We start from the raw sequence: 21117 nt of genomic DNA on the forward strand, positions 1-21117 counted from the left end.
CCCATGAAAGCCTTGGTTTATACCCAGCCAAATGAAATTCAATTTCTAGAGCGCCCTTATCCAGAATTAGTGCCGCATGAAGTGGTATTAAAAATTGAATCTGTTGGGATTTGTGGCAGTGATATGCATGCCTTTCATGGCCACGACCCGCGGCGAAATCCTGGATTAGTGATGGGCCATGAATTTGCTGGAACGGTAGTCGAGAGTCTTGCTGCCGCTTTTCCTGTGGGAAAACGCGTAACAGGAAATCCCCTGATTACCTGTGGCACTTGTGAATATTGCTTGCAGGGCAGAAATAATTTATGCGCCAATCGTACGATGGTGGGTATGACCAGACCGGGCGCGTTTGCTGAATTTATGAGTATTCCCGCAAGCTCTTTAATTTCTTTGCCGGTGGATATGAATATTGATGCGGCAGCGTTAACTGAACCAGCTGCAACGGCAGTACATGCTATCAATTTATCGGTGAAGGCCTTACAGCGACCGATTCAAGAGGGGCGCGTACTGATTATCGGTGGTGGTGCTATTGGGATGTTAGCAGCACTGCTTCTAAAACATGATGGTGTGTTGTATTTAGATTTAGCTGAAGTGAATGCTTTGCGCAGAGCCTCAATTACTAAACAAGTGGCATGCAATACTTTTAATCCACTCGAAGTACCAGCGCAAGAAAATTATTATCATTTTGTGATGGACTGTGTTGGTAGTGCAGCAACACGCAAGTTGGCTCTTGCCAGTGTGAAGCCAGGTGGAGTGGTCATGCATGTCGGTCTACAAGATTGGGCTAGTGAAATCGATATGCGTAAACTCACGCTCGCAGAAATTACTTTACTAGGAACCTATACCTATTCCACCGTTGATTTACAGGCCACGGTGCAATTCCTCCATGATGGGGTGTTTGGCGACCTTAGTTGGCTAGAAAAACGGGGTTTACAAGAGGGCCCCCAAGCCTTTGCTGACCTTCATGCCGGTAAAACTGCCGCTGCAAAGGTATTACTTAAACCATTTTTGTAATTAATTTGCGATAATCTGCTTTATGTCTGAGCAAGCCTTGAAAGTTAAAGTTTGGCGTGGTGCTGAAACTGGCGAATTTGTCGAGTATTTAGTGCCGCGTAACCCCAATCAAACCGTTTTGGATGTGGTTACCTATATTCAACGTAAACTTGATCCTACATTGAGCTATCGCTTTGCTTGTCGAGTAGGAATGTGTGGTTCGTGTGCTATGACAGTTAACGGTAAAGCGCGTTGGACCTGTCGTACCCATGTCTCGCATATCGTCGATGGCGATAGCCTAGAAATTGCCCCCCTCAATAACTTGCCAGTGATTAAAGACCTTGCTACCGATATGCGCGAGTTTTTTACTAAATGGACTGATGCGCGCGGATTTTTTAAAGGTAATAAATCCCGTTTTGATGATTTTGCGACTGTGGTACCTGATTCCCCTGAGCGCCAGTTAGCGAATGCCGGTATTGAATGTATTGGCTGTGGAGTGTGTTACGCCTCTTGCGATGTGGTTGCCTTGCGTCCAGCCTATTTAGGGCCTGCAGCATTGAATCGGGCTTGGACATTAGTCAATGATGTGCGTGATACTTCGCAGCTCGAGCGCTTAAGAGCGGTAGCTGGGGATGCGGGTTGTCATGTCTGCCATACCCAAGGAGAATGTTCAGAGCGCTGCCCGAAGGCCCTAGAGCCTACTGCTGGCATTGCTGGCCTAAAGAAATTAGTTGGCCGTGCGGCGATGAAGGGAAGCCAGTGGGGCAAGCTCTAAACTTAAGCAAGGAGTTATCGATAGCTGGCGGGGTAAGGCAAGCTAAGCTCTGGTACCTGCAACGTATTAGCGCGATGGTTTTAGGTATCTGCGTTGCAATTCACCTAGCGATTATTTTTTATGCTATTCGAGGCGGTCTTACGGCAGGTGAAATTTTAGGGCGCACTCAAGGGAACTGGTTGTTCGCCATCTTTTATGAAATTTTTGTTTTAGCATGCTTTATTCATGCGCCCATTGGCCTAGCTAATATTCTGCAAGAACATTTTCCGCAGTCGAAATGGAGTATTTTTTTTGCTTGGTTATTAGCCGGATTAATTCTTGTTTTAGGTAGCGCAGCAGTATGGGGTTTGGCAGTAGGAGGCGCAAGCTAATGCAAAGTCGGCCAGTTGTTTCCTTCCGCTCTAAAACGCATCTTTCGTATTGGGCGTATTTATTACATCGCTTATCTGGCTTAGCTTTAGCTTTGTTTATTCCTCTCCATTTTTTTGTTTTATCTCAGTCCTTGCGAGGCCAGGCTGGTCTTGAGCAATATTTACGTCTGACAGAGATGCCTATCTTTAAAATTGGCGAATGGATTTTAGTGATGTTTTTAACTTTACATTTAACTGGCGGTATTCGTTTATTAATGATTGAGTTTGGTCCTTGGCGGGGCTTACGTAAAGGCTCTATTCAGTTGGGCATTATTTTGGCGATCGCCTGTGGCTTATTATTTTTATATCTTGGAAGCGAATAGTCTTTTATGCAAGTTGATCTTAAGGAAGTTGAAGAAGCCTGTAAGCAGCTATATATTCGCGCGCTCAAGATGCTGCCCGATGATATTAAGCAGGGCATAGCACAACTAAAAGCGATCGAGACCGATGCCCGCGCACAAGTCGTTTTACAAACGATGGTTACCAATATTCAAATTGCCGAGCGCGACGATAATTTGCTCTGTCAAGATACCGGTTTACCAATCTATAATGTGAAGATTGGCAGTAACGTACAGGTTGATGGCATGGCTTTAAAAGCGGCAATTCGACAAGGTTGTGAACGTGCCACCCGTGAATATCCACTGCGCTCTTCAGTGGTTCATCCAATCACTCGAAAAAACAACCATACCTCTTGCGGTATTGAAATGCCAGCAATTCATCTTGATTTTATGGCGGATGCGGAAAAATTGGTGATTGAAATGATTCCCAAGGGAAGCGGGTCAGAAAATAATTCCTTCTTGAAAATGGCGATTCCAGCTGAGGGCATGAAAGGTGTTAAAGCGTTTGTGATCGAGTGTGTGGTAGCCGCTGGTGGTAAAACTTGCCCACCAACCATTGTGGGTGTAGGGGTTGGTGGAACTTCAGACCAATGTGTAGCATTGGCAAAAAAAGCTGCGACTCGGCCATTGGGAACAGCCTGTAGTGATACTGACGGCGCTTTATTGGAAACTGAATTAAGCGCTGCGGTGAATCATTTGGGAGTTGGACCGCAAGGCTTAGGGGGGGATGCGACGGCATTTGCAGTGCAGGTTGAAGTAGCTGCAACCCATATTACGATGAATCCTGTAGCTGTAAATATGCAATGTCATTCAGCCCGTCGTGCGCGGGCTACTTTTACGCCAGCTGGTCTTGTATATGGGTATTAAACACTCGCAGGTTAGTTAATAATGGCCCATTACGAACTAGCTACTCCCGTTAGTGAAGCCGCGATTCGTCAGCTACGAATTAATGATACGGTGACGCTGCAAAATACGCTCTTCGGTATTCGCGATGCTACGCAAATTCATTTATTTGATCGGGGCCGAAAAACCCGTTTTGATTTACATGGTCATGCAGTTATTCATACTGCACCCAATGTTCGTAAGGTAGCAGTTAGCACAGAGTTTCCCGTAGGCTATGAACCTGTTTGCATTGGCACCACAACTTCAGATCGGATGGAGCGCTTCACCCAACCATTAATGGCAGAAAATGGCGTGCGCATCATCATTGGGAAAGGCGGTTTGCGTGAAAGCTCAGCAAAAGCCTTTATTGAATTTGGCGGCGTTTATCTTGCCATTATTGGGGGCACCGCTGCGCTAGAAACGACCTGGATTGAGCAAATTGAAGATGTCGATCTTGATGACTTAAATCCTGAGTCCTTATGGCGCTTTAAGATTCGTGATTTTGGCCCTTTATTAGTAGCGATGGATAGTTATGGTGGCAGCATCTATCAAAATGTTCAAAGCGAAGTAAATATTAATAAGCTAGCAGTATTGAAAAGTTTGGGAATTGATTCTTGATGAATGCCACTCTTCCATTGAAAATAATTGAAACCGATATTCTCATCTTAGGGTCAGGTGGTGCTGGTTTATTTGCCGCTTTGCATGCCCATCAAGCAAATCCGAATTTACAAATTACGATTGCCGTGAAGGGCTTATTGGGAAAATCCGGCTGTACCCGCATGGTTCAAGGCGGCTATAACGTTGCGCTAGCCGAAGGTGATTCGGTAGAGCGGCATTTTATGGATACGATCGAGGGTGGTAAATGGCTCTCAGACCAAGATTTAGCGTGGACTTTAGTCAGTACTGCGGTTGAACGTATTCATGAGTTAGAAAATGAGCTGGGATGTTTCTTTGATCGCAACCCCGACGGGACGATTCATCAAAAAGCCTTTGCTGGCCAAACTTTTGATCGTACGGTACATAAAGGTGACTTAACGGGTATTGAAATTATTAATCGTTTAGCTGAGCAGGTGTGGCAGCGCGGCATTCACCGCCTCGAAGAATATCGGGCTATCGAGTTAATTCGTAGTGCCGATGGGACATCGTTAGCGGGTGTATTGATGCTCGATATGCGTACTGGTGAATTTATCTTGGTGCGCGCGAAGGCAGTTTTGTTAGCCACTGGTGGCGGTCCTACTATGTATAAATACCACACACCTTCTGGTGACAAGAGTTGCGATGGTTTAGCTATGGCATTACGTGCTGGCCTTGAATTGCGCGATATGGAAATGGTGCAATTTCATCCTACCGGCTTGTTAGCTGGCCCAGGAACACGAATGACGGGGACGGTCTTAGAAGAAGGTTTAAGAGGCGCAGGCGGATATTTGTTAAATGGCAAGCAAGAGCGCTTTATGAGTAATTACGATTCTCGCAATGAACGGGCCACGCGGGATATTGTGTCACGGGCCATTAATACTGAAATTCGTTCAGGGCGCGCCACTCCGCACGGCGGGGTCTATATACAAATGAGCCACTTAGGGCCGGAGAATGTACGCAAACTATTTAAAGGCATGGTAGAGCGTTGCGCTGATAGTGGTTTTGATTTGGCGGGTGACTTAGTTGAGGTCGTACCAACTGCACATTACATGATGGGCGGTTTAGTCTTTAACGCCGATTGCAGCACTGCTTTGCCAGGCTTATTTGCGGCAGGTGAAGATACTGGCGGTGTTCACGGTGCCAATCGCTTGGGCGGCAATGGGGTGGCTAATTCCACTGTCTTTGGCGGTATTGCTGGCGAGACGATGGCGCAATATGTACTGGGTAAATCATTATTACCTTGCGATATGAATGCGGTAATCACCAGTATGAAAGAACACGAAGCCCCTTTAAGGCCAGTGCAGGGCAATATTGAATCGGTGCGCGATGCCTTGGCAGATTGTATGTGGAACGATGTGGGTATTTCGCGCAGCAAAGAAAGTCTATTGCAGGCGCGTACGCGATTAGATCAATTGGCTGCAGAATTAAATGACATTGGGGTAGGTAACGATTCTCGCGAGTTCAATTTGACTTGGCAAGATTGGCTAAATTTACGCAATTTAATTTTAGTGAGTCGCACTATTAATGAAGCTGCGATCGCTCGTGAAAATTCCCGAGGCTCGCATTATCGTGAAGACTTCCCAGAAGCGGGTGATTTAGCAGGCTCTTATTACACTGTAGTTAATCTACGCCAGGGCCAACTCAATATTGAAAATCGCCAGGTGATGTTTACGCGTGTTCAACCTGGCGAAACTATCTTATTAGAAGCTTAAATTAGAGGCGTAATTCAGCTAAGCTTTATACAAATAAATGAATCAGCTTAGCTGAAAGGGTTAATCAAAATTATTGCGCCTGAATATTGCGGGCTTTAATTACCTTATCCCAAGTAGCCGACTCGGCCTTAATTAGCGCCTCAAGTTCTTTTGGCTTAGTTAGAAAACCAACATAACCATTTTGCTCTAGGCTAGCCTGCATTGCTTCAGACTCTAGGGCCTTGCCGGTGGCATTGTAAATCTTTTCAAGAATTACATTCGGTGTGCCCATGGGTGCAGCTAAGGCAAACCAACCATTATTTTCAAATCCAGGTACACCAGCCTCTGCAACGGTAGGCACATTAGGCAATTGTTTCATGCGCGCTTTGCTAGTGACACCAAATGCTTTAACTTGTCCGGATTTAACAAAACCATTGGTTGCTGGAAAATTTCCCAGCATAAAATCAATTTGCCCAGCAATGAGGTCGTTCATTGCTAACGCTTCACCCTTGTAAGGAATATGCGTAGCAGGAATGCCGGCAGCATAAATAAAATTTTCACCTGCCATATGTACTTGGCTGCCAATTCCTGCTGAACCAAAATTTAAGTTCTTCGTTTTAGCTAGCGCAATTAATTCTTTGACATTATTGACTGGTAATTTGGGATTGACGGCCAAGACCATGGGGCCGCCAGCAACCGTCGTGATGTAAGTTAAGTCTTTCGCATAGTCAACTGGCATTTTTTTATATAAAAATGGATTAACAGTCATCATGCTGCCTGAAGCCAAAATCAGGGTATAGCCATCGGCCGGAGCTTTTGCTGCTGCTTCAGCGCCAATATTACCGCCCGCGCCAGCCCGATTCTCAATAATGACATTTTGTTTCAGGACGATGGAGAGTTGTTGCGCCAAAGCCCTACCCAAAATATCTGTCGTTCCCCCTGGGGCGAATGGAATAATTAACTTGATCGGCTTATCGGGCCAACTTTGCGCTTGGCCTAAAGGCCCATAGCTGAGTAAAAAAATTCCGCCAAACAGCGTAAAGATAAAAGCAAGCTGTGTACGAAGTTTGCTAAGTAGTTGATTTAACAGCATTTTGATGTCTCCATGAGGATAAATTATATTAATACCTTTTTATTTTCTTACTTTTTAACACTTACAGTAACTATGAACTATATCCTTAGGTATTGCAAGTGATCTAAATCATCTATATGATTTAGATATGTCAATTATTTTTATCTCCGAGTTTATTTCTAGCCAAGCCTTGGCAGCCCTGAAAACCCACCATCAAGTCCATTATGAGCCGGAGAGCTATCAACAGCCCGCAACTTTAATTGCTTCACTGCAGCATGTTGAGGGATTAATTGTGCGTAATCTGACTCAAGTGAATGCTGAATTATTAGCTGCTGCACCAAACTTAAAGGTGGTAGGGCGCTTAGGGGTGGGTCTAGAAAACATTGATTTACCTGCTTGCGCTGCGCGCAATATCAAGGTCATACCTGCAACTGGAGCAAATGCTGAATCGGTTGCTGAATACGTGCTGGGGGCAGCTATTGCTTTGGGCCGTGGTTTTTTACCAGCTACCGAGCAAACCCTTGCAGGGAAGTGGCCGCGGCCACGTTTTTCTGTTTGCCACGAATTGGCAGGCAAAACGCTAGGTATTGTGGGATTTGGCAGTATTGGTAGGGTGGTATTTCATAAGGCGCATGCCTTTGGCTTTCAATGTGTGGCGTACGATCCGATGTTAACGGGAGCTGCGGTTGAAATTGGGCAGCAGGCTATCCCTTTATTACCCCTGAATGATTTGCTTGCTAGTAGTGATGTCATTAGTTTGCATTTACCACTTTTGCCCGCTACCAAAAATTTGTTTTCTCATGCAACCTTGGGCTTGATGAAGCAAGGCGCTTTACTCATTAATACCGCGCGCGGCGGTATTGTCGATGAACTCGCTTTGGCTGAACATTTGCGCTCGGGAAAATTAGGCGGCGCTGCACTCGATGTCTTTGAGGGCGAGCCTGCCAAAAATTTAAGCCATTTTTCCAGCTTAGAAAATCTCATTTTAAGCCCGCATATTGCTGGCGTGACAGTGGAAAGTAATGAGCGGGTGAGCCAATTGATTGCTACTGAAGTTAACCAATTTTTTCGGTCTTTGGCGATATGAAACTTACTTTTCAGCAAATCGTTGATTTAGCCTCTTCAGGTTTGCAAGCGGCGGGGATTGATGCTAAATCAGCATATGAAACTGCGCAATTTTTAGCTCTAGCTGAAGCCGATGGTCTAGCGTCCCATGGCCTAGCGCGCGTAGCGCAATATGCGGGGCATGCGAAGAGTGGACGGATTGCACTCAAGGCAAGTCCCCGAGTACAAATGTTCAAATCGGCGGCAGCTTTAGTTGATGCACGCGACGGCTTAGCTTTTCCTGCCTTACGCTTTGCCACTGACCTATCGGTTAACTTAGCTGCAAACTTTGGTATTGGTATAGTTGCTGTAACAAATAGCCATCATTTTGGCGTGGCAGGGCATTACACCGAGGCTGCGGCACGAGCTGGTTATATTTCATTATTATTTGGCAACACCCCTGCAGCGATGCCGATGGCAGGTGGAAGTAAGGCCATTTTTGGTACTAATCCCTTGGCCGCTGCTTTTCCTGTACTCAACAGCAATCCATTGGTCATCGATATGTCGCTCTCAGCAGTGGCGCGGGGTAAATTGTTGCTTGCAGCCAAAAAAGGCGAAGCGATACCCGCAGGTTGGGCGCTCACTGCTGATGGCAAGCCAACGACGGATCCGCAGGCCGGTTTACAAGGTTTAATGGTGCCTTTAGGTGGAGACAAAGGCGCTTTATTAGCACTTGTCATTGAGTTACTGGTAGTTGGCTTATCTGGCAGTCAATTTTCATACGAGGCTGATTCCTTTTTTAACGCTAAAGGCAATCGTCCGCGCCTTGGTCAGCTACTGATTACGATTGATCCCGGCCTTTCTGGCAAAGGTATTTTTCAAAGCCGCATGAACAATTTTCTTGCGCAAGTAGCACAAGATCGTGCCGTGCGCTTGCCAGGGCAGCGCCGTTTTAATTTACGTGCAGCAGCATTTTTAGTTGGAACCGAAGTACCCGATGCTTTACTGGAGGAAATTCAGGCTGGCATTCAGCAGTTGTGGAAGATTTAATAATTAAATGATTTTTAAAGGAGAAGTTGATGATACATTTCGTCGTGCATGAGCCAGGAGACGTCGTTGGCGTAGTGGTGGTTGAGGGTGTTAAAGCAGGTACCGACTTAACTGGTTGGGTGATGGATGGAGACAGCACTGTCACAATTAAATCTGAGAGCGATATTCCTATTGGGCACAAAATTGCCCTCCAAGATTTAAAGACCGGCGACACCATTATTAAATATGGGGTTGATATTGGTAAGGTGGTTGCGCCGATTAAAAAAGGCGAGCATACCCATGTTCAAAATGTAAAGACCAAGCGCTGGTAATTGATAAACGCCTGATCAGAGTAAAAGAAAGAGATAAAAAATGATGAATTTAAAAGACGCAAGTTTCATGGGTTATCGTCGTGAAAATGGCCGCATGGGTATTCGTAATCATGTCATCATCCTGCCTTTGGATGATTTGTCGAATGCTGCCTGCGAAGCGGTGGCTAACAATATTAAAGGGACGATTGCCATTCCCCATCCTTATGGTCGCTTGCAGTTTGGTGCCGATTTGGAATTGCATTTCCGTACCTTAATTGGCGCAGGCTGTAATCCGAATGTAGCAGGCGTGGTGGTAATTGGTATCGAGCCCCAATGGACTGGCAAAGTAGTTGAGGGTATTAAAAAATCGGGCAAACCAGTTGAAGGGTTTTGGATCGAGCGTAATGGCGATACGGCTACCATTGCTAGTGCGAGTAAAGCCGCCTATGCGATGATGAAGCATGCTTCTAAGCAACAGCGTGTCTCAGCGCCATTATCGGAGTTATGGGTTTCAACCAAATGCGGCGAATCGGATACCACTTCAGGTTGCGCTTCAAACCCAGCAGTAGGCAATGCTTTCGATAAATTATATGAAATTGGTTCAACGCTTGTGTTTGGTGAAACTACTGAATTAACTGGTGGTGAGCACTTGGTTGAGGCACGTTGCCGCACACCAGAAGTTAAAAAACAATTTCGCGCTATGTTCGATCGCTATCAAGATGTGATTGAGCGGAATAAAACCAGCGATTTATCGGATTCACAACCAACCAAAGGCAATATTGCTGGCGGCTTAACCACGATTGAAGAAAAAGCCTTAGGCAATATTCAGAAAATCGGTAAGAAATGCATTGTAGATGGCGTATTGGATAAAGCTGAAGTTCCAGCAATGAAGGGCTTGCATTTTATGGACTCTTCTTCAGCCGCTGCCGAAATGGTCACTTTATGTGCCGCTTCTGGTTTTGCAGCCCACTTGTTTCCTACTGGCCAAGGTAATGTAATTGGTAATCCAATTCTACCGGTGATTAAACTTTGCGCTAATCCAATGACAGTACGTACCATGTCAGAGCATATTGATGTTGATGTGTCGGGAATATTGCGGCGTGAAGAAACCTTAGATTCTGCGGGTGATAAATTATTAGATGCTTTAATGCGTACAGCTAATGGCGAATTAACGGCAGCAGAAATTTTAGGTCACCGTGAATTTGTGATGACGCGTTTATATGAATCTGCTTAAGCTATAACGGTATGAAGTCCCTGACCGCCTATCAAGAGGTGAAGCAAAAAATCACCGCTGATTTGGTCAGGGGCCGTTTTCCCATTGGGCAGGCCTTGCCGGCAGAAAAAGATTTGTCTCAAGAGTTTGATGTTTCGATTGGAACATTACGCAAGGCAGTCGATGAGTTAGTAGCCGAAGGAATTGTTATTCGGCGGCAAGGGAAGGGTACTTTTCAGGCCGAGCATGACTCGAAGCGTCAGCTGTATTATTTCTTTCATGTTGTGCGGCATGATGCCGATAAAAAAATTACTCCGCGCGTTGAGCTGGCCTCATTAAATAGCGCCTTAGCAAGTCGTGAGGAGGCAATGAAGCTGGACATTAAAGAGGGAACGCCCGTTTGGCGTATTGTCAATCGACTTTACCTAGAAGAGCAGTGCGTGATGATTGATCAAATTACGCTTGATAAAAAACGCTTTAAAAATTTAACCCGAACGATCTTTGAAAATCGCCAAGGCAGTATTTATCAGTTATACCAAGTGAAGTATGGCCAGTCGGTAGCGCGCACGCGTGAACGCTTAAGGGCTGGGTTAGCAGGCAAGCAATTTGCAAGTTGGCTAGAGTTAAAACCCCAATCGCCTGTAATTACGATTCGTCGAGTCGCTTTTAATTTACAAGATGAGCCGATTGAGTGGCGTATTTCAACCGTAAATACCACGCAGCATGAATACTTTAATGAGCTAGTAGTTTAGGGTCTACCGTTTAGTTTGATCTGCTAACTCTTGAGCCCAATTACTAATTGCAGTAACGACTAGCGCAGCTGCAGGGAGCTGACTGTCTTTGCTTGTATGAAGTTCCCAACTTAAGCGTTGTTTAAATGCGCTACGCATTTCTTCACCGATACCACAGCCCCAGACTTGAATTTTTGTTTGCTGGGTCCACGCCAAGACATGAAGTAAGTGGTCGAGCAAAAATGCTTCACCGTTAGCCTGCTGGGTTGCGCGATCCATTGGACAACCATCTGATAGCAGAATTATTTTTTTATCGTGAATAGCTGAGACGCTCTTAGCTATGCGATTTGTAGCCCAGAGCAAAGCTTCGCCATCTAAGCTCTCGCGATAGAGGTCGGGCTTTAATAGGGCGGCCATGCCTAAACGGGCCTTACGCCAACTGGTTTGATGATCTTTAAAAATCCAATGCGCACGTTCATTGAGGCGCCCTGGGTTTGCGCCAGAGCCTGCTTTTTGCCATTCTTTAAAAGGCCTGCCACCTTGCCAGGCCAGTGTGCTGTAGCCTAAGACTTCTGTAGCTACACCGGCAGACTCTAGTATTCGCACCATGACATCGATAAAACTAGCCAGTGCGAGACGCTGTGCTTTCATTGAGCCTGAGCAATCCAATAGAAAGGTAATTTGAGTGCGCGCCAGCGGTTTTGTAATCTGTTGCTTTTGGACGGGCGCTTGCAAAGGTGAAGAAATGACGCGAATGAGATGGCGACGATCGAGCAGTCCTTCATTGACTGTATTTTGCCACTGACTCAATTGGGGCTGAGCTAGGAGGGCAGTGTAGATCCGCATAAATTTCCCCCAAGGAATTTGCCAAGCCTGAATACACTGATCTATTTCAGTGCGATAACTGTGTAATTGCGCCATCCGCACCGCAGTTTCTGCCTTTATTTCAAGATCATAAGCAGAGTTATAAATGTGATACTGATTGAGTATTGCCTGAGTTTCTCTGAATTGGGCTTGTTTACTACTGCTAGTATGCGGTTTCTCGGTGATGCTAGTGTTAGTTTCCTGCGGTGGTAGCCAATCAATTAATAAAGCAGTCGTATTGGCCTGTTTGCGTTTTGACCGCAAGCTAGGTTGACTTTGATATTCGTTACGTACGAGCGTGCAGACCATAGCTACTAATAAGAGGGCCTGCTCTGCATAAGCTTCCTGTTGGGTTTGACAGGCTTTAAGTTGTTTAAGAATGGGGCCAGTATCTGTAGATAAGCCGGCACGGGTTGCCTCTACCGTATCTTGCATCAGTTGCGGTAACTCTTGATTATTCAGCCGCATCCAGACCATACTAAAAATAGCTAGTAAGAGTAAGCCAATGCTGCCTTCAGCTTGGCCCGATGTCATCCATTGGGTAAGCCAAGCAATAAATTGTTGACGTAAATTTTTTTTACTGCCAACTAAGTAATTAGGACAAATACTTTCTACCCGTATTTGTTCTAAAACTTCGAAAATAAAAGATCCCAATTGATCTTCTGGGCTCAGGGACCGATGTAAAGCATGATCGGAATACCGTAAACGCAAGGCAATTCCATCGAGTATGCCGCGCGCCTGAAACCACGATGGCTGCTGATGCTCTAAGAGCAGATGGGGCGCTAACTGGCCAAAAGGTTTGGCGGCTTGATACAGCTGCCAATTACGTATTTCTGTACTTAAATCGCCAGATAAGGAGCGGATAACTGCCGCGAATTGGTCTTGGCGCTGAAAATCATGATGCGATTGATTTTGCACAATTTAAATTTATTTAACTGTGTAACTCAGCATCAAAACAACGTTGATAGTACTCGGCTACTAGAGATTGCTCTTCAGCAGCGCATTTATTCAAAAATGCTAAACGAAAAGCCATCGACAAATCGTTAAAAATGCGCCAATTTTCAGCCCACGTAATTAATGTACGGGTAGACATGAGGGTTGATAAATCGCCTGCCGCAAAACCGTTACGCGTGAGACTTGCTAGGTGCACCATTGAGTCGACTACATTTTGCATGGGGTGAGAAGCCATTTCTGGTACGCGAGCTAAGACAATTTTAGCCTCTTGATCAGGCGAAAGATAATTGAGTGCAGCAACAATATCCCAGCGGTCCATTTGGCCATGGTTGAGCAATTGCGTGCCATGATATAAGCCATTCCAATTACCTAAGCCAACAGTATTGCTCGTCGCAAAAATACGAAACGCGGGGTGGGGTGCAATGACCCGATTTTGATCTAATAAAGTCAGCCGCCCTTCGCGCTCTAACATGCGCTGAATTACAAACATAACCTCGGGCTGCCCCGCATCGTATTCATCTAGCACCAACGCCATAGGGCGCTGTAAGGACCAAGGGATTAAGCCCTCCTGAAACTCGGTTACTTGTTTACCCTCACGGAGAGCAATCACATCTTTGCCAATTAAATCCATGCGGCTAATTTGGCCATCGAGATTAATTCGTAAACAAGGCCAATTGAGTCGCGCAGCAATTTGTTCAATATGGGTTGATTTCCCTGTGCCATGCATCCCCTGCAATAAAACCCGCCGATTAAAAGCAAATCCCGCCAGCACCGCCAGTGTGACGTCTGCATTCAGGCAGTAGGCTGGATCAATTGGGGGCACGAATTCATTCGGCTGACTGAAAGCGGGGACGACAAAATTAGCCCTCAATGCGCATTCAGGAAAGGCCTCTTTTGCTTCCACTTGCCGATCGGGTTGCAGTAGACTTAAATCTGCTAAAACACTGGGGCTGGACATGCTTCCTTCTCCAAAAGACCATCATCGAATCGATCCAAATTTCTACTCCAATATATTCCATATAATGGTTTAATCGCTTGACTTAAGCTAAAATCCCTGATTATTATGCAAATTATAGAACAAATTGTTCCATTTAATCGAATAGGAAATCATCCCCATGTCTAAAAATATGCCCAATTTAAGTAGTGGCCCCCACAAAATGACGCCCTCAGAGGCCTTTGTCGAGACGCTGGCTGCCAATGATGTCAAGGATATTTTTGGCATTATGGGCTCGGCATTTATGGATGCGATGGATATCTTTGCGCCTGCAGGCATTCGTTTAATTCCGGTAGTGCATGAGCAGGGTGCTGCGCATATGGCAGATGGCTATGCGCGAGTCAGCGGCAGGCATGGGGTAGTCATTGGTCAAAATGGCCCAGGCATTAGTAATTGCGTTACTGCAATTGCAGCAGCTTATTGGGCACACAGCCCCGTGGTGATTATTACCCCTGAGACCGGCACGATGGGAATGGGCTTAGGTGGCTTTCAGGAAGCGAACCAATTACCGATGTTTGAAGAGTTCACCAAATATCAAGGGCATGTGAATAATCCCAAGCGGATGGCTGAATTTACTGGGCGTTGTTTTGATCGGGCCATGTCGGAAATGGGGCCAACTCAACTCAATATTCCCCGCGATTATTTTTATGGTGAAATTGAAGTCGAGATTCCTCAGCCCAATCGCTTAGATCGTGGGCCCGGTGGAGAGACTAGCTTAGATGCTGCCGCCGAGCTTTTAGCAAATGCCAAGTTTCCCGTGATTATTTCGGGTGGTGGTGTGGTTATGGCCGATGGCGTTGAAGAATGTAAAGCCTTAGCTGAGCGCCTTGGTGCGCCGGTGGTGAATAGCTATTTACACAATGACTCCTTTCCTGCTAGTCATCCGCTGTGGTGTGGTCCTTTGGGATATCAAGGTTCTAAGGCGGCGATGAAATTAATTTCTCAGGCTGATGTGGTGGTGGCTTTAGGTTCACGCTTGGGCCCCTTTGGCACTTTGCCCCAGCATGGCATGGATTACTGGCCCAAGCATGCCAAGATTATTCAGATCGATGCAGACAATAAGATGCTGGGTTTAGTGAAGAAAATTTCCGTAGGTATTTGTGGCGATGCCAAAGCGGCAGCGATTGCCTTAAGTAAGCGTTTAGAAAAGAAAACCTTAGTAGCTGATGCCAATAAAGCAGAGCGGGCGAAAATCATTGCGGCCGAAAAGGCTGCGTGGGAAAAAGAATTAGACGCATGGACTCATGAAAAAGATGCCTTTAGCCTTGACATGATTGAAGAGCAGAAAAAAGAAAAGACACCGCTGGGCGGGGAATATTTACATCCACGTGAGGTACTGCGTGAATTAGAGAAAGCAATGCCCGCAGATGTGATGGTTTCAACCGATATTGGTAATATTAATTCGGTTGCCAACAGCTATTTACGCTTTGAAAAGCCACGCAGTTTTTTCGCGCCAATGAGTTTTGGTAACTGCGGCTACGCTCTGCCAACTATTATGGGCGCCAAAACTGCTGCGCCCAATCGCCCCGCAATTGCCTATGCTGGCGATGGTGCCTGGGCGATGAGTATGGTCGAAATCTTAACAGCGGTTAGGCACAACATACCTGTAACAGCAATCGTCTTTCATAATCGCCAGTGGGGAGCTGAAAAGAAAAATCAAGTCGATTTCTATAATCGGCGTTTTGTTGCGGGTGAATTGGAGAGCCCCAGTTTTGCTGAAATTGCTAAGTCGATGGGCGCCGAAGGTATTGTGGTCGATCGCTTAGATCAAGTAGGGCCAGCCCTAAAGCAAGCAATTGAGATGCAAATGAAGGAAGGGAAAACCTGCGTAATAGAAATTATGTGCACCCGTGAATTAGGTGATCCATTCCGTCGCGATGCTTTATCAAAACCGGTCCGTTTATTGGAAAAATACCAAGATTACGTGTAAGTTTAGCGGTATCGATGCAGGCTTAGCCCTTAAAAGCTAAGCTTTCTAGGGAGTTATCGCTTAGGGATATTCCCTAGGGTTAATAACCCTAGCTAGTGATACGATATTTACTGTTTCAGCGCGCCAAAAATTAAATAAAGGAGTTTCAATTGAATAAATCAGAATTAGTGGAAAAAATTGCCGCAGATGCCGAATTATCTAAAGCATCTGCCGACCGTGTTCTAAGTTCGGTTATCGACAATATTATTAAAGCGGTTACTAAAGGTGGCGTAGTGCAACTGATTGGTTTTGGCACCTTTAAATCGGGTAAAAGAGCGGCTCGACTAGGGCGTAACCCTGCTACTGGTGCAGAAATTAAGATTCCCGCTGCGAAGACCGCCAAATTTTCAGCAGGTAAAGCATTTAAAGATGCGGTTAATAAGCGTAAGTAAATTTAAATTCTTAATAAAAAAACCGCCATCTGCTGGCGGTTTTTTTTAAGCTTTGTTTTAATGACAGCGTTAATTATTTTTATGAAACCCGTTGATAATATAAATTTTGCGGATGGTTTGCTTCAGCAAAAAACATCCAACGCTCCGCAATTAAACCGCTACAGTGAATGATAAAAGCGACCATGATCCAGCTATAGCTTTGTGCGGAAATAGCATATGCTAAGGCGATCATCGGGACAAAGTAGGCATTAAAGAAAATAATTTTTCGTAAATTACTGATTACTAAATTACTTTGCTGATGAAAAAATTCGCGGGTATTAAAGCTGCCACCCATTAAGCCCATGGAAGTTTGCCGAAGTTGAGGATTTTTAATTCCTGTAGCAGAATTTAAATTCGAAATAGGCTTTAGGCGTTGATTTCGGCGCCAAATCCATAACTTAATGTTGAGACAGGCGAAAAGTAAAATGAAACCAAAGCCCGCTAGAAGTGATGGCTCGATTGCTGGAATGACAGAGGGCCAAATAGCAATTAAGCTGGCGAATAAGAGCCAGCCCGATGTGAGGCCTAGCGCCATGAAATTAACCAAGGTTAGGGGGCTGGCCCACTCTTGAATAAAGCGAATGCATTGATAAATTTGCGCAGTACAAACCCACAAGGCAATAGCCAGAATAATTAGAGCAAGCCATAACCAAGTTGGTTGTTGCTGGTTAATTGTAAAGAGCCAAGCTAAGCCGGTAACGGCAATGAATAGGGGTAAAACTAGCACCTCACGAGAAAGCCATGAAGTACGCCACATTAGCATAGCCCGCCAAGCGCGCTCGGGGTGACCCAAGTGAAAAAATGAGGCTAGTAAGCTAATCAATAGTAGTGCTAAGGCTACTGGCAAAGCAAGCCAAGCAAGAAATTCACTCGGCAATATTACAGTGCGCAAATTGATAAGGGCAATAGAAATAATTAAACCTTGAGCCATTCCCGCTAAGGTAGTAAAAAAAATGAGAGAAAAATTAGGTTGCATTAGTTTTCATCCATTACAGCTTGAATGGTGTCCATAATTGAGCGGGGTAAATATTGATTGGCTGGTTGTGTTTCCCATTCGGGCATTAGCGAATATCCACCGCGTTCTTTAATGGCGATACTGGCTTCTGATAGGGGATCATGCACGTCACCAAAAATACGCGCACTGGTGGGGCAGGCTAATACACAGGCAGGTTTACGTTCACTTTCGGGCAAAGTTTTGCTATAGATGCGATCAACGCATAAAGTACATTTAGTCATTACCTGACGTTCTTCGTCGAGCTCGCGTGCGCCATATGGGCAGGCCCAAGCACAATATTTACAGCCAATGCATTTATCGTAATCAACTAAAACAATGCCATCTTCAGCCCGTTTATAACTTGCCCCAGTAGGGCATACAGGCACACAAGGGGGATCTTCACAATGCAAACACGACTTAGGAAAATGCACGGTTTCCATTTTTGGAAATGAACCCGCTTCATAGGTTTGTACGCGGTTAAAAAAAGTGCCAGTCGGATTTTCACCGTATGCATGCAAATCGGTTAACGGACCAGCTGAGCCTTGGGTATTCCACTCCTTGCAAGAGGTAACGCAAGCATGACAACCAACGCAAACATTTAAATCGATGACGAGGGCAAGTTGTTTATTGGTTTTCATTGAAACTCCCCAGCATTTTTTGCATTCTTACCTAAGGGCATACCAGGTACTGTGAAGGCTTTCACTTGTGGCCAAGTTTCTGCAGGTTCACTAGCATCGGCTAAAGCTAATTTGACCCGCACGTCATACCAACCTGCTTGACCTGTAATGGGATCGGAATTGCTGACAGTAAAGCCGCCTAAGGCCAATTCTTCGGTAATAAGATGGTTCAGTAGGAACCCTTTTTTTGACTCGTCGGCATTAGCAGCTAAGCTCCAAGCCGACTCTGCTTTGCCAATCGCATTCCAAGTCCAAACTGTGCCTGGGTCAACTGCTTCGGAATGGCGTGCCATGCATTTCACTTTGCCCCATTGCGATTCAATCCAAATCCAGGCGCCATCAGCAATGCCTTGATCGGTAGCCGTCTTGGTATTCACAAATAAATAATTATGGCTATGAATTTGCCTCAGCCATGCATTTTGGGAATCCCAAGAGTGATACATCGCCATGGGCCGTTGGGTAATTGCGTTTAAATTAAAAGTCGCTAAGTCCGTCACTTCTTCTTCGAGTGGGGGATACCAAAATGGTAAGGGATCAAAATATTTTTCAATCCGTTTTTTTAGATGCTCGGGGGGTTTGCGACCTGGGCGCTTACCTTGCGCTGCTAAACGAAATTTTTGCAAGATATCGGAATACACCGCAATCATAATCGGATCATTTTTTTGCCGGATCGCATTGGCTTTAGCAAAATCGAGGTAGCTACGATTCCAATTGCGCATGTAATGATGTTCTTCGGGCATGTGATATTGAAATACACAATTGTTATCGGCGTATTGTTGCCATTGATTTACATTCGGCTCGCCGCGCAAACTTTTCTCTCCATCTTTGCCGCGCCAGCCCGCTAAAAATCCAATGCCAGAATCAGGCGCGGTTTCAAAGCGGGTAATGAAATCGGTATAGCCAGTAAATTTACGTTGGCCATCTGCGGTTGTAAACGCAGGTAATTTCAGGCGGGAAGCCAATTCAACAAGCACCTCTTGAAAGGGCTTGCATTCTCCCATCGGCGCCAATACCGGAATACGGACTGAATCTACAGGCCCATCAAATTCCGAGATCGGACGATCGAGCATGCTCATCACGTCGTGACGCTCTAAATAAGTTGTATCGGGCAAAACTAGATCTGCAAAATCAACCATCTCCGACTGGAAGGCATCGCACACCACTAAGAAAGGAATTTTAAATTCACCATCAGTATTTTTCGAATTTAATAACTCACGCACTTGCATGGTATTCATGGTGGAATTCCACGACATATTAGCCATGAAAATCATCAGCGTATCGATGGTGTAGGGATCACCTTTAACTGCATTGGTAATCACGTTGTGCATTAAGCCATGTGCTGCTAAGGGGTGCTCCCAAGAATAGGCCTTATCTATGCGCAGGGGTTGCTCATTATTATCCAGCGCGAGGTCTTCAGGTTGGGTGGGCCAACCAAGCGGCGCTTTACCAAGCGGGGTATTAGGTTTGACATCAGCCTCAGAAGAGGGTGGTTTGACATTGGGCGGTACCTGTCTTGGATAGGGCGCCTTATGGCGAAAGCCACCTGGGCGATCGATGGTGCCTAGCAATGACATTAAGACGGCCAGCCCCCGGGTCGTTTGAAAACCATTTGAATGAGCCGAAAGACCGCGCATTGCATGAAATGCAACAGGGCGGCCAATCACTTTATCGTGCTCAACACCCCATACGTCAGTCCACTGAATCGGTAACTCGAAGGCTTGTTCGAAAGCGGCATGCGCCATTTCTTTAGCGAGCTGCCGAATCCGCTCAGCCGCAATACCCGTAATCGAGGCAGCCCACTCTGGCGTGGTATCAGCAACTTGACGACGCAGTAACTCAAATGCAGGCGCAACTTTTTTACCGGCATGAGGGCCTGCGCCCATGATGTATTCACCGCTGAGGGCAGGCGATACTCCAGCCTCAAAGCAAGGACGAGCACTATTGGTTTTTTCATCCCACACATATTTATTGTGCGGTAGATCTAGGTTAATTTGCTCGCTATCGGGATCATACAAAAATAGCCCCTCTTCTGGGCCAGAATCTAAACAAACCAATTGCCCTGAATTACTATAGCGCTGCAAAAATGGGGCATCGAACTTCTCCTCACGAATGAGCTCATGCATCAACGCCATAAATAAGGCGCCATCCGTACCAGGTTTAATGGGTATCCATTCATCGGCAATTGCTGAGTAACCTGTGCGCACTGGATTAATAGAAATAAAGCGGCCGCCGGCACGCTTAAATTTGGATAAAGCAATTTTCATCGGGTTGCTATGATGATCTTCAGCGGTGCCAATCATAATAAATAATTTAGCTCGATCTAAATCAGGACCACCAAATTCCCAAAAGCTACCGCCGATGGTGTAGATCATGCCTGCAGCCATATTGACAGAACAAAAGCCACCATGGGCGGCATAATTTGGCGTACCAAATTGACGCGCAAACAAACCGGTTAAGGCTTGCATCTGATCGCGGCCAGTAAACAGAGCAAATTTCTTTGGATCGGAAGCACGAATTTTTGCTAAGCGCTCGCTTAAGATTTCAAATACTTGCTCCCAACTAATCGGTTCAAAAGCACCTTCACCCCTAGCACTACCGGCTTTACGTAAGAGGGGCTGAGTAATGCGAGCAGGTGATTTTTGCTTCATGATTCCTGCTGAGCCCTTGGCGCAGATCACGCCCTTGTTTAAGGGGTGATCAGGATTACCATCGATGTAGACGAGTTCGCCCTCGCGCAGGTGGGCGCGAATACCGCAACGGCAGGCGCACATATAGCAAGTAGTTTTCTTAATTTCATCGATTGGCTGTTGCTGACCAATGGGATCGTGAACGGGGGCACTGGAAAAGAGTTTGAACATATTGTTTAGCTTTTGATAAATTAAAATCTAAGAGGTAGGATACACAAAATTGGCGAAGAATGTGGCTTTAAAAAAAGTCGGGCAATAAATGCGTTAAAAAAGCTAACTAGAGGCGGTGGATTCAACTACGAAGTGCAACTTTGAACAACTAAGCCTAGTGGCTAAGGATATCTTAGTATCCATAGCTTCTAGACCAGCAAGTCAAAGTAGCCATGACCTATCAACACCTTAGCCAAGAAGAACGATATCAGATT

General features: G+C 45.6%; 20 protein-coding genes. 14 read left to right on the plus strand and 6 right to left on the minus strand.

Features of this window, described 5'->3' with window-relative positions:
- Nucleotides 1–3: 3 nt before the first annotated feature.
- The 7 genes from LZT22_RS07030 to LZT22_RS07060 are packed head-to-tail and all read left to right on the plus strand — an operon-like array spanning nucleotide 4 to nucleotide 5743.
- On the plus strand, nucleotides 4–1011 hold the full coding sequence (locus LZT22_RS07030) for a galactitol-1-phosphate 5-dehydrogenase (RefSeq protein WP_233924351.1): 1008 nt from the start codon (nucleotides 4–6) through the stop codon (nucleotides 1009–1011).
- Nucleotides 1012–1033: 22 nt separating this feature from the next.
- Nucleotides 1034–1765, plus strand: a complete 732-nt coding sequence (locus tag LZT22_RS07035) for a succinate dehydrogenase/fumarate reductase iron-sulfur subunit (RefSeq protein ID WP_233924352.1) — start codon at nucleotides 1034–1036, stop codon at nucleotides 1763–1765.
- A complete protein-coding gene (locus LZT22_RS07040; protein WP_233924353.1) occupies nucleotides 1750–2136 on the plus strand; it encodes a succinate dehydrogenase in 387 nt (128 codons plus the stop codon). The genes LZT22_RS07035 and LZT22_RS07040 overlap by 16 nt, the downstream gene beginning before the upstream one ends.
- Complete coding sequence (gene sdhC, locus LZT22_RS07045) at nucleotides 2136–2498, plus strand: succinate dehydrogenase, cytochrome b556 subunit (RefSeq protein ID WP_233924354.1); 363 nt, start codon at nucleotides 2136–2138, stop codon at nucleotides 2496–2498. The genes LZT22_RS07040 and sdhC overlap by 1 nt, the downstream gene beginning before the upstream one ends.
- Nucleotides 2499–2504: 6 nt before the next feature.
- Nucleotides 2505–3380: a fumarate hydratase gene (locus LZT22_RS07050; RefSeq protein WP_233924355.1), complete on the plus strand. Its 876-nt coding sequence runs from the start codon at nucleotides 2505–2507 to the stop codon at nucleotides 3378–3380.
- Nucleotides 3381–3401: 21 nt separating this feature from the next.
- Entirely contained in the window at nucleotides 3402–4013 is a 612-nt protein-coding gene (locus LZT22_RS07055) for a fumarate hydratase C-terminal domain-containing protein (protein ID WP_233924356.1), read from the plus strand.
- On the plus strand, nucleotides 4013–5743 hold the full coding sequence (locus tag LZT22_RS07060; RefSeq protein ID WP_233924357.1) for an L-aspartate oxidase: 1731 nt from the start codon (nucleotides 4013–4015) through the stop codon (nucleotides 5741–5743). Before LZT22_RS07055 ends, LZT22_RS07060 begins: the two co-directional genes overlap by 1 nt.
- A 70-nt stretch (nucleotides 5744–5813) precedes the next feature.
- On the opposite strand, the gene LZT22_RS07065 is transcribed toward LZT22_RS07060, so the two are convergent.
- Nucleotides 5814–6815, minus strand: coding sequence for a tripartite tricarboxylate transporter substrate binding protein (locus tag LZT22_RS07065; RefSeq protein WP_233924358.1), 1002 nt, complete (start codon nucleotides 6813–6815; stop codon nucleotides 5814–5816).
- 127 nt (nucleotides 6816–6942) lie between these two features.
- On the opposite strand from LZT22_RS07065, the gene LZT22_RS07070 reads away from it, so the two are divergent.
- The 5 genes from LZT22_RS07070 to LZT22_RS07090 are packed head-to-tail and all read left to right on the plus strand — an operon-like array spanning nucleotide 6943 to nucleotide 11143.
- On the plus strand, nucleotides 6943–7881 hold the full coding sequence (locus LZT22_RS07070; protein WP_233924359.1) for a hydroxyacid dehydrogenase: 939 nt from the start codon (nucleotides 6943–6945) through the stop codon (nucleotides 7879–7881).
- Nucleotides 7878–8888 (plus strand): Ldh family oxidoreductase, encoded by a 1011-nt coding sequence (locus tag LZT22_RS07075; protein WP_233924360.1) that lies wholly within the window; start codon nucleotides 7878–7880, stop codon nucleotides 8886–8888. The genes LZT22_RS07070 and LZT22_RS07075 overlap by 4 nt, the downstream gene beginning before the upstream one ends.
- Nucleotides 8889–8917: 29 nt before the next feature.
- The gene (locus tag LZT22_RS07080; RefSeq protein WP_304610428.1) at nucleotides 8918–9199 is read left to right on the plus strand and encodes a UxaA family hydrolase; all 282 of its coding nucleotides are present in this window, start codon (nucleotides 8918–8920) and stop codon (nucleotides 9197–9199) included.
- Nucleotides 9200–9242: 43 nt separating this feature from the next.
- On the plus strand, nucleotides 9243–10412 hold the full coding sequence (locus tag LZT22_RS07085; RefSeq protein ID WP_233924385.1) for a UxaA family hydrolase: 1170 nt from the start codon (nucleotides 9243–9245) through the stop codon (nucleotides 10410–10412).
- A gap of 11 nt (nucleotides 10413–10423) precedes the next feature.
- On the plus strand, nucleotides 10424–11143 hold the full coding sequence (locus tag LZT22_RS07090; RefSeq protein WP_233924362.1) for a GntR family transcriptional regulator: 720 nt from the start codon (nucleotides 10424–10426) through the stop codon (nucleotides 11141–11143).
- A gap of 3 nt (nucleotides 11144–11146) precedes the next feature.
- On the opposite strand, the gene LZT22_RS07095 is transcribed toward LZT22_RS07090, so the two are convergent.
- On the minus strand, nucleotides 11147–12904 hold the full coding sequence (locus LZT22_RS07095) for a hypothetical protein (RefSeq protein WP_233924363.1): 1758 nt from the start codon (nucleotides 12902–12904) through the stop codon (nucleotides 11147–11149).
- Between the two features lie 13 nt (nucleotides 12905–12917).
- Entirely contained in the window at nucleotides 12918–13898 is a 981-nt protein-coding gene (locus LZT22_RS07100; RefSeq protein WP_233924364.1) for an AAA family ATPase, read from the minus strand.
- Between the two features lie 157 nt (nucleotides 13899–14055).
- On the opposite strand from LZT22_RS07100, the gene xsc reads away from it, so the two are divergent.
- Nucleotides 14056–15864, plus strand: coding sequence for a sulfoacetaldehyde acetyltransferase (xsc, locus tag LZT22_RS07105; protein WP_233924365.1), 1809 nt, complete (start codon nucleotides 14056–14058; stop codon nucleotides 15862–15864).
- Between the two features lie 149 nt (nucleotides 15865–16013).
- Nucleotides 16014–16295 carry an HU family DNA-binding protein gene (locus LZT22_RS07110; protein WP_233924366.1) on the plus strand — a complete coding sequence of 94 codons (282 nt, stop codon included), beginning with the start codon at nucleotides 16014–16016 and terminating at the stop codon, nucleotides 16293–16295.
- 79 nt (nucleotides 16296–16374) lie between these two features.
- Here the strand turns inward: LZT22_RS07110 and LZT22_RS07115 are convergent, their stop codons facing one another.
- Genes LZT22_RS07115 through LZT22_RS07125 form a run of 3 tightly spaced genes read right to left on the minus strand, consistent with a single transcriptional unit; the run spans nucleotide 16375 to nucleotide 20863 of the window.
- The gene (locus tag LZT22_RS07115; RefSeq protein ID WP_233924367.1) at nucleotides 16375–17310 is read right to left on the minus strand and encodes a DmsC/YnfH family molybdoenzyme membrane anchor subunit; all 936 of its coding nucleotides are present in this window, start codon (nucleotides 17308–17310) and stop codon (nucleotides 16375–16377) included.
- Nucleotides 17310–17966 (minus strand): 4Fe-4S dicluster domain-containing protein, encoded by a 657-nt coding sequence (locus tag LZT22_RS07120; RefSeq protein ID WP_233924368.1) that lies wholly within the window; start codon nucleotides 17964–17966, stop codon nucleotides 17310–17312. The genes LZT22_RS07115 and LZT22_RS07120 overlap by 1 nt, the downstream gene beginning before the upstream one ends.
- Nucleotides 17963–20863 carry a molybdopterin oxidoreductase family protein gene (locus tag LZT22_RS07125; protein ID WP_255700927.1) on the minus strand — a complete coding sequence of 967 codons (2901 nt, stop codon included), beginning with the start codon at nucleotides 20861–20863 and terminating at the stop codon, nucleotides 17963–17965. The genes LZT22_RS07120 and LZT22_RS07125 overlap by 4 nt, the downstream gene beginning before the upstream one ends.
- Nucleotides 20864–21117: the final 254 nt, after the last annotated feature.

Origin of the sequence: Polynucleobacter sp. IMCC 29146 (genome assembly GCF_021395195.1) — a bacterium.
Taxonomy (GTDB): Bacteria; Pseudomonadota; Gammaproteobacteria; order Burkholderiales; family Burkholderiaceae; genus Polynucleobacter.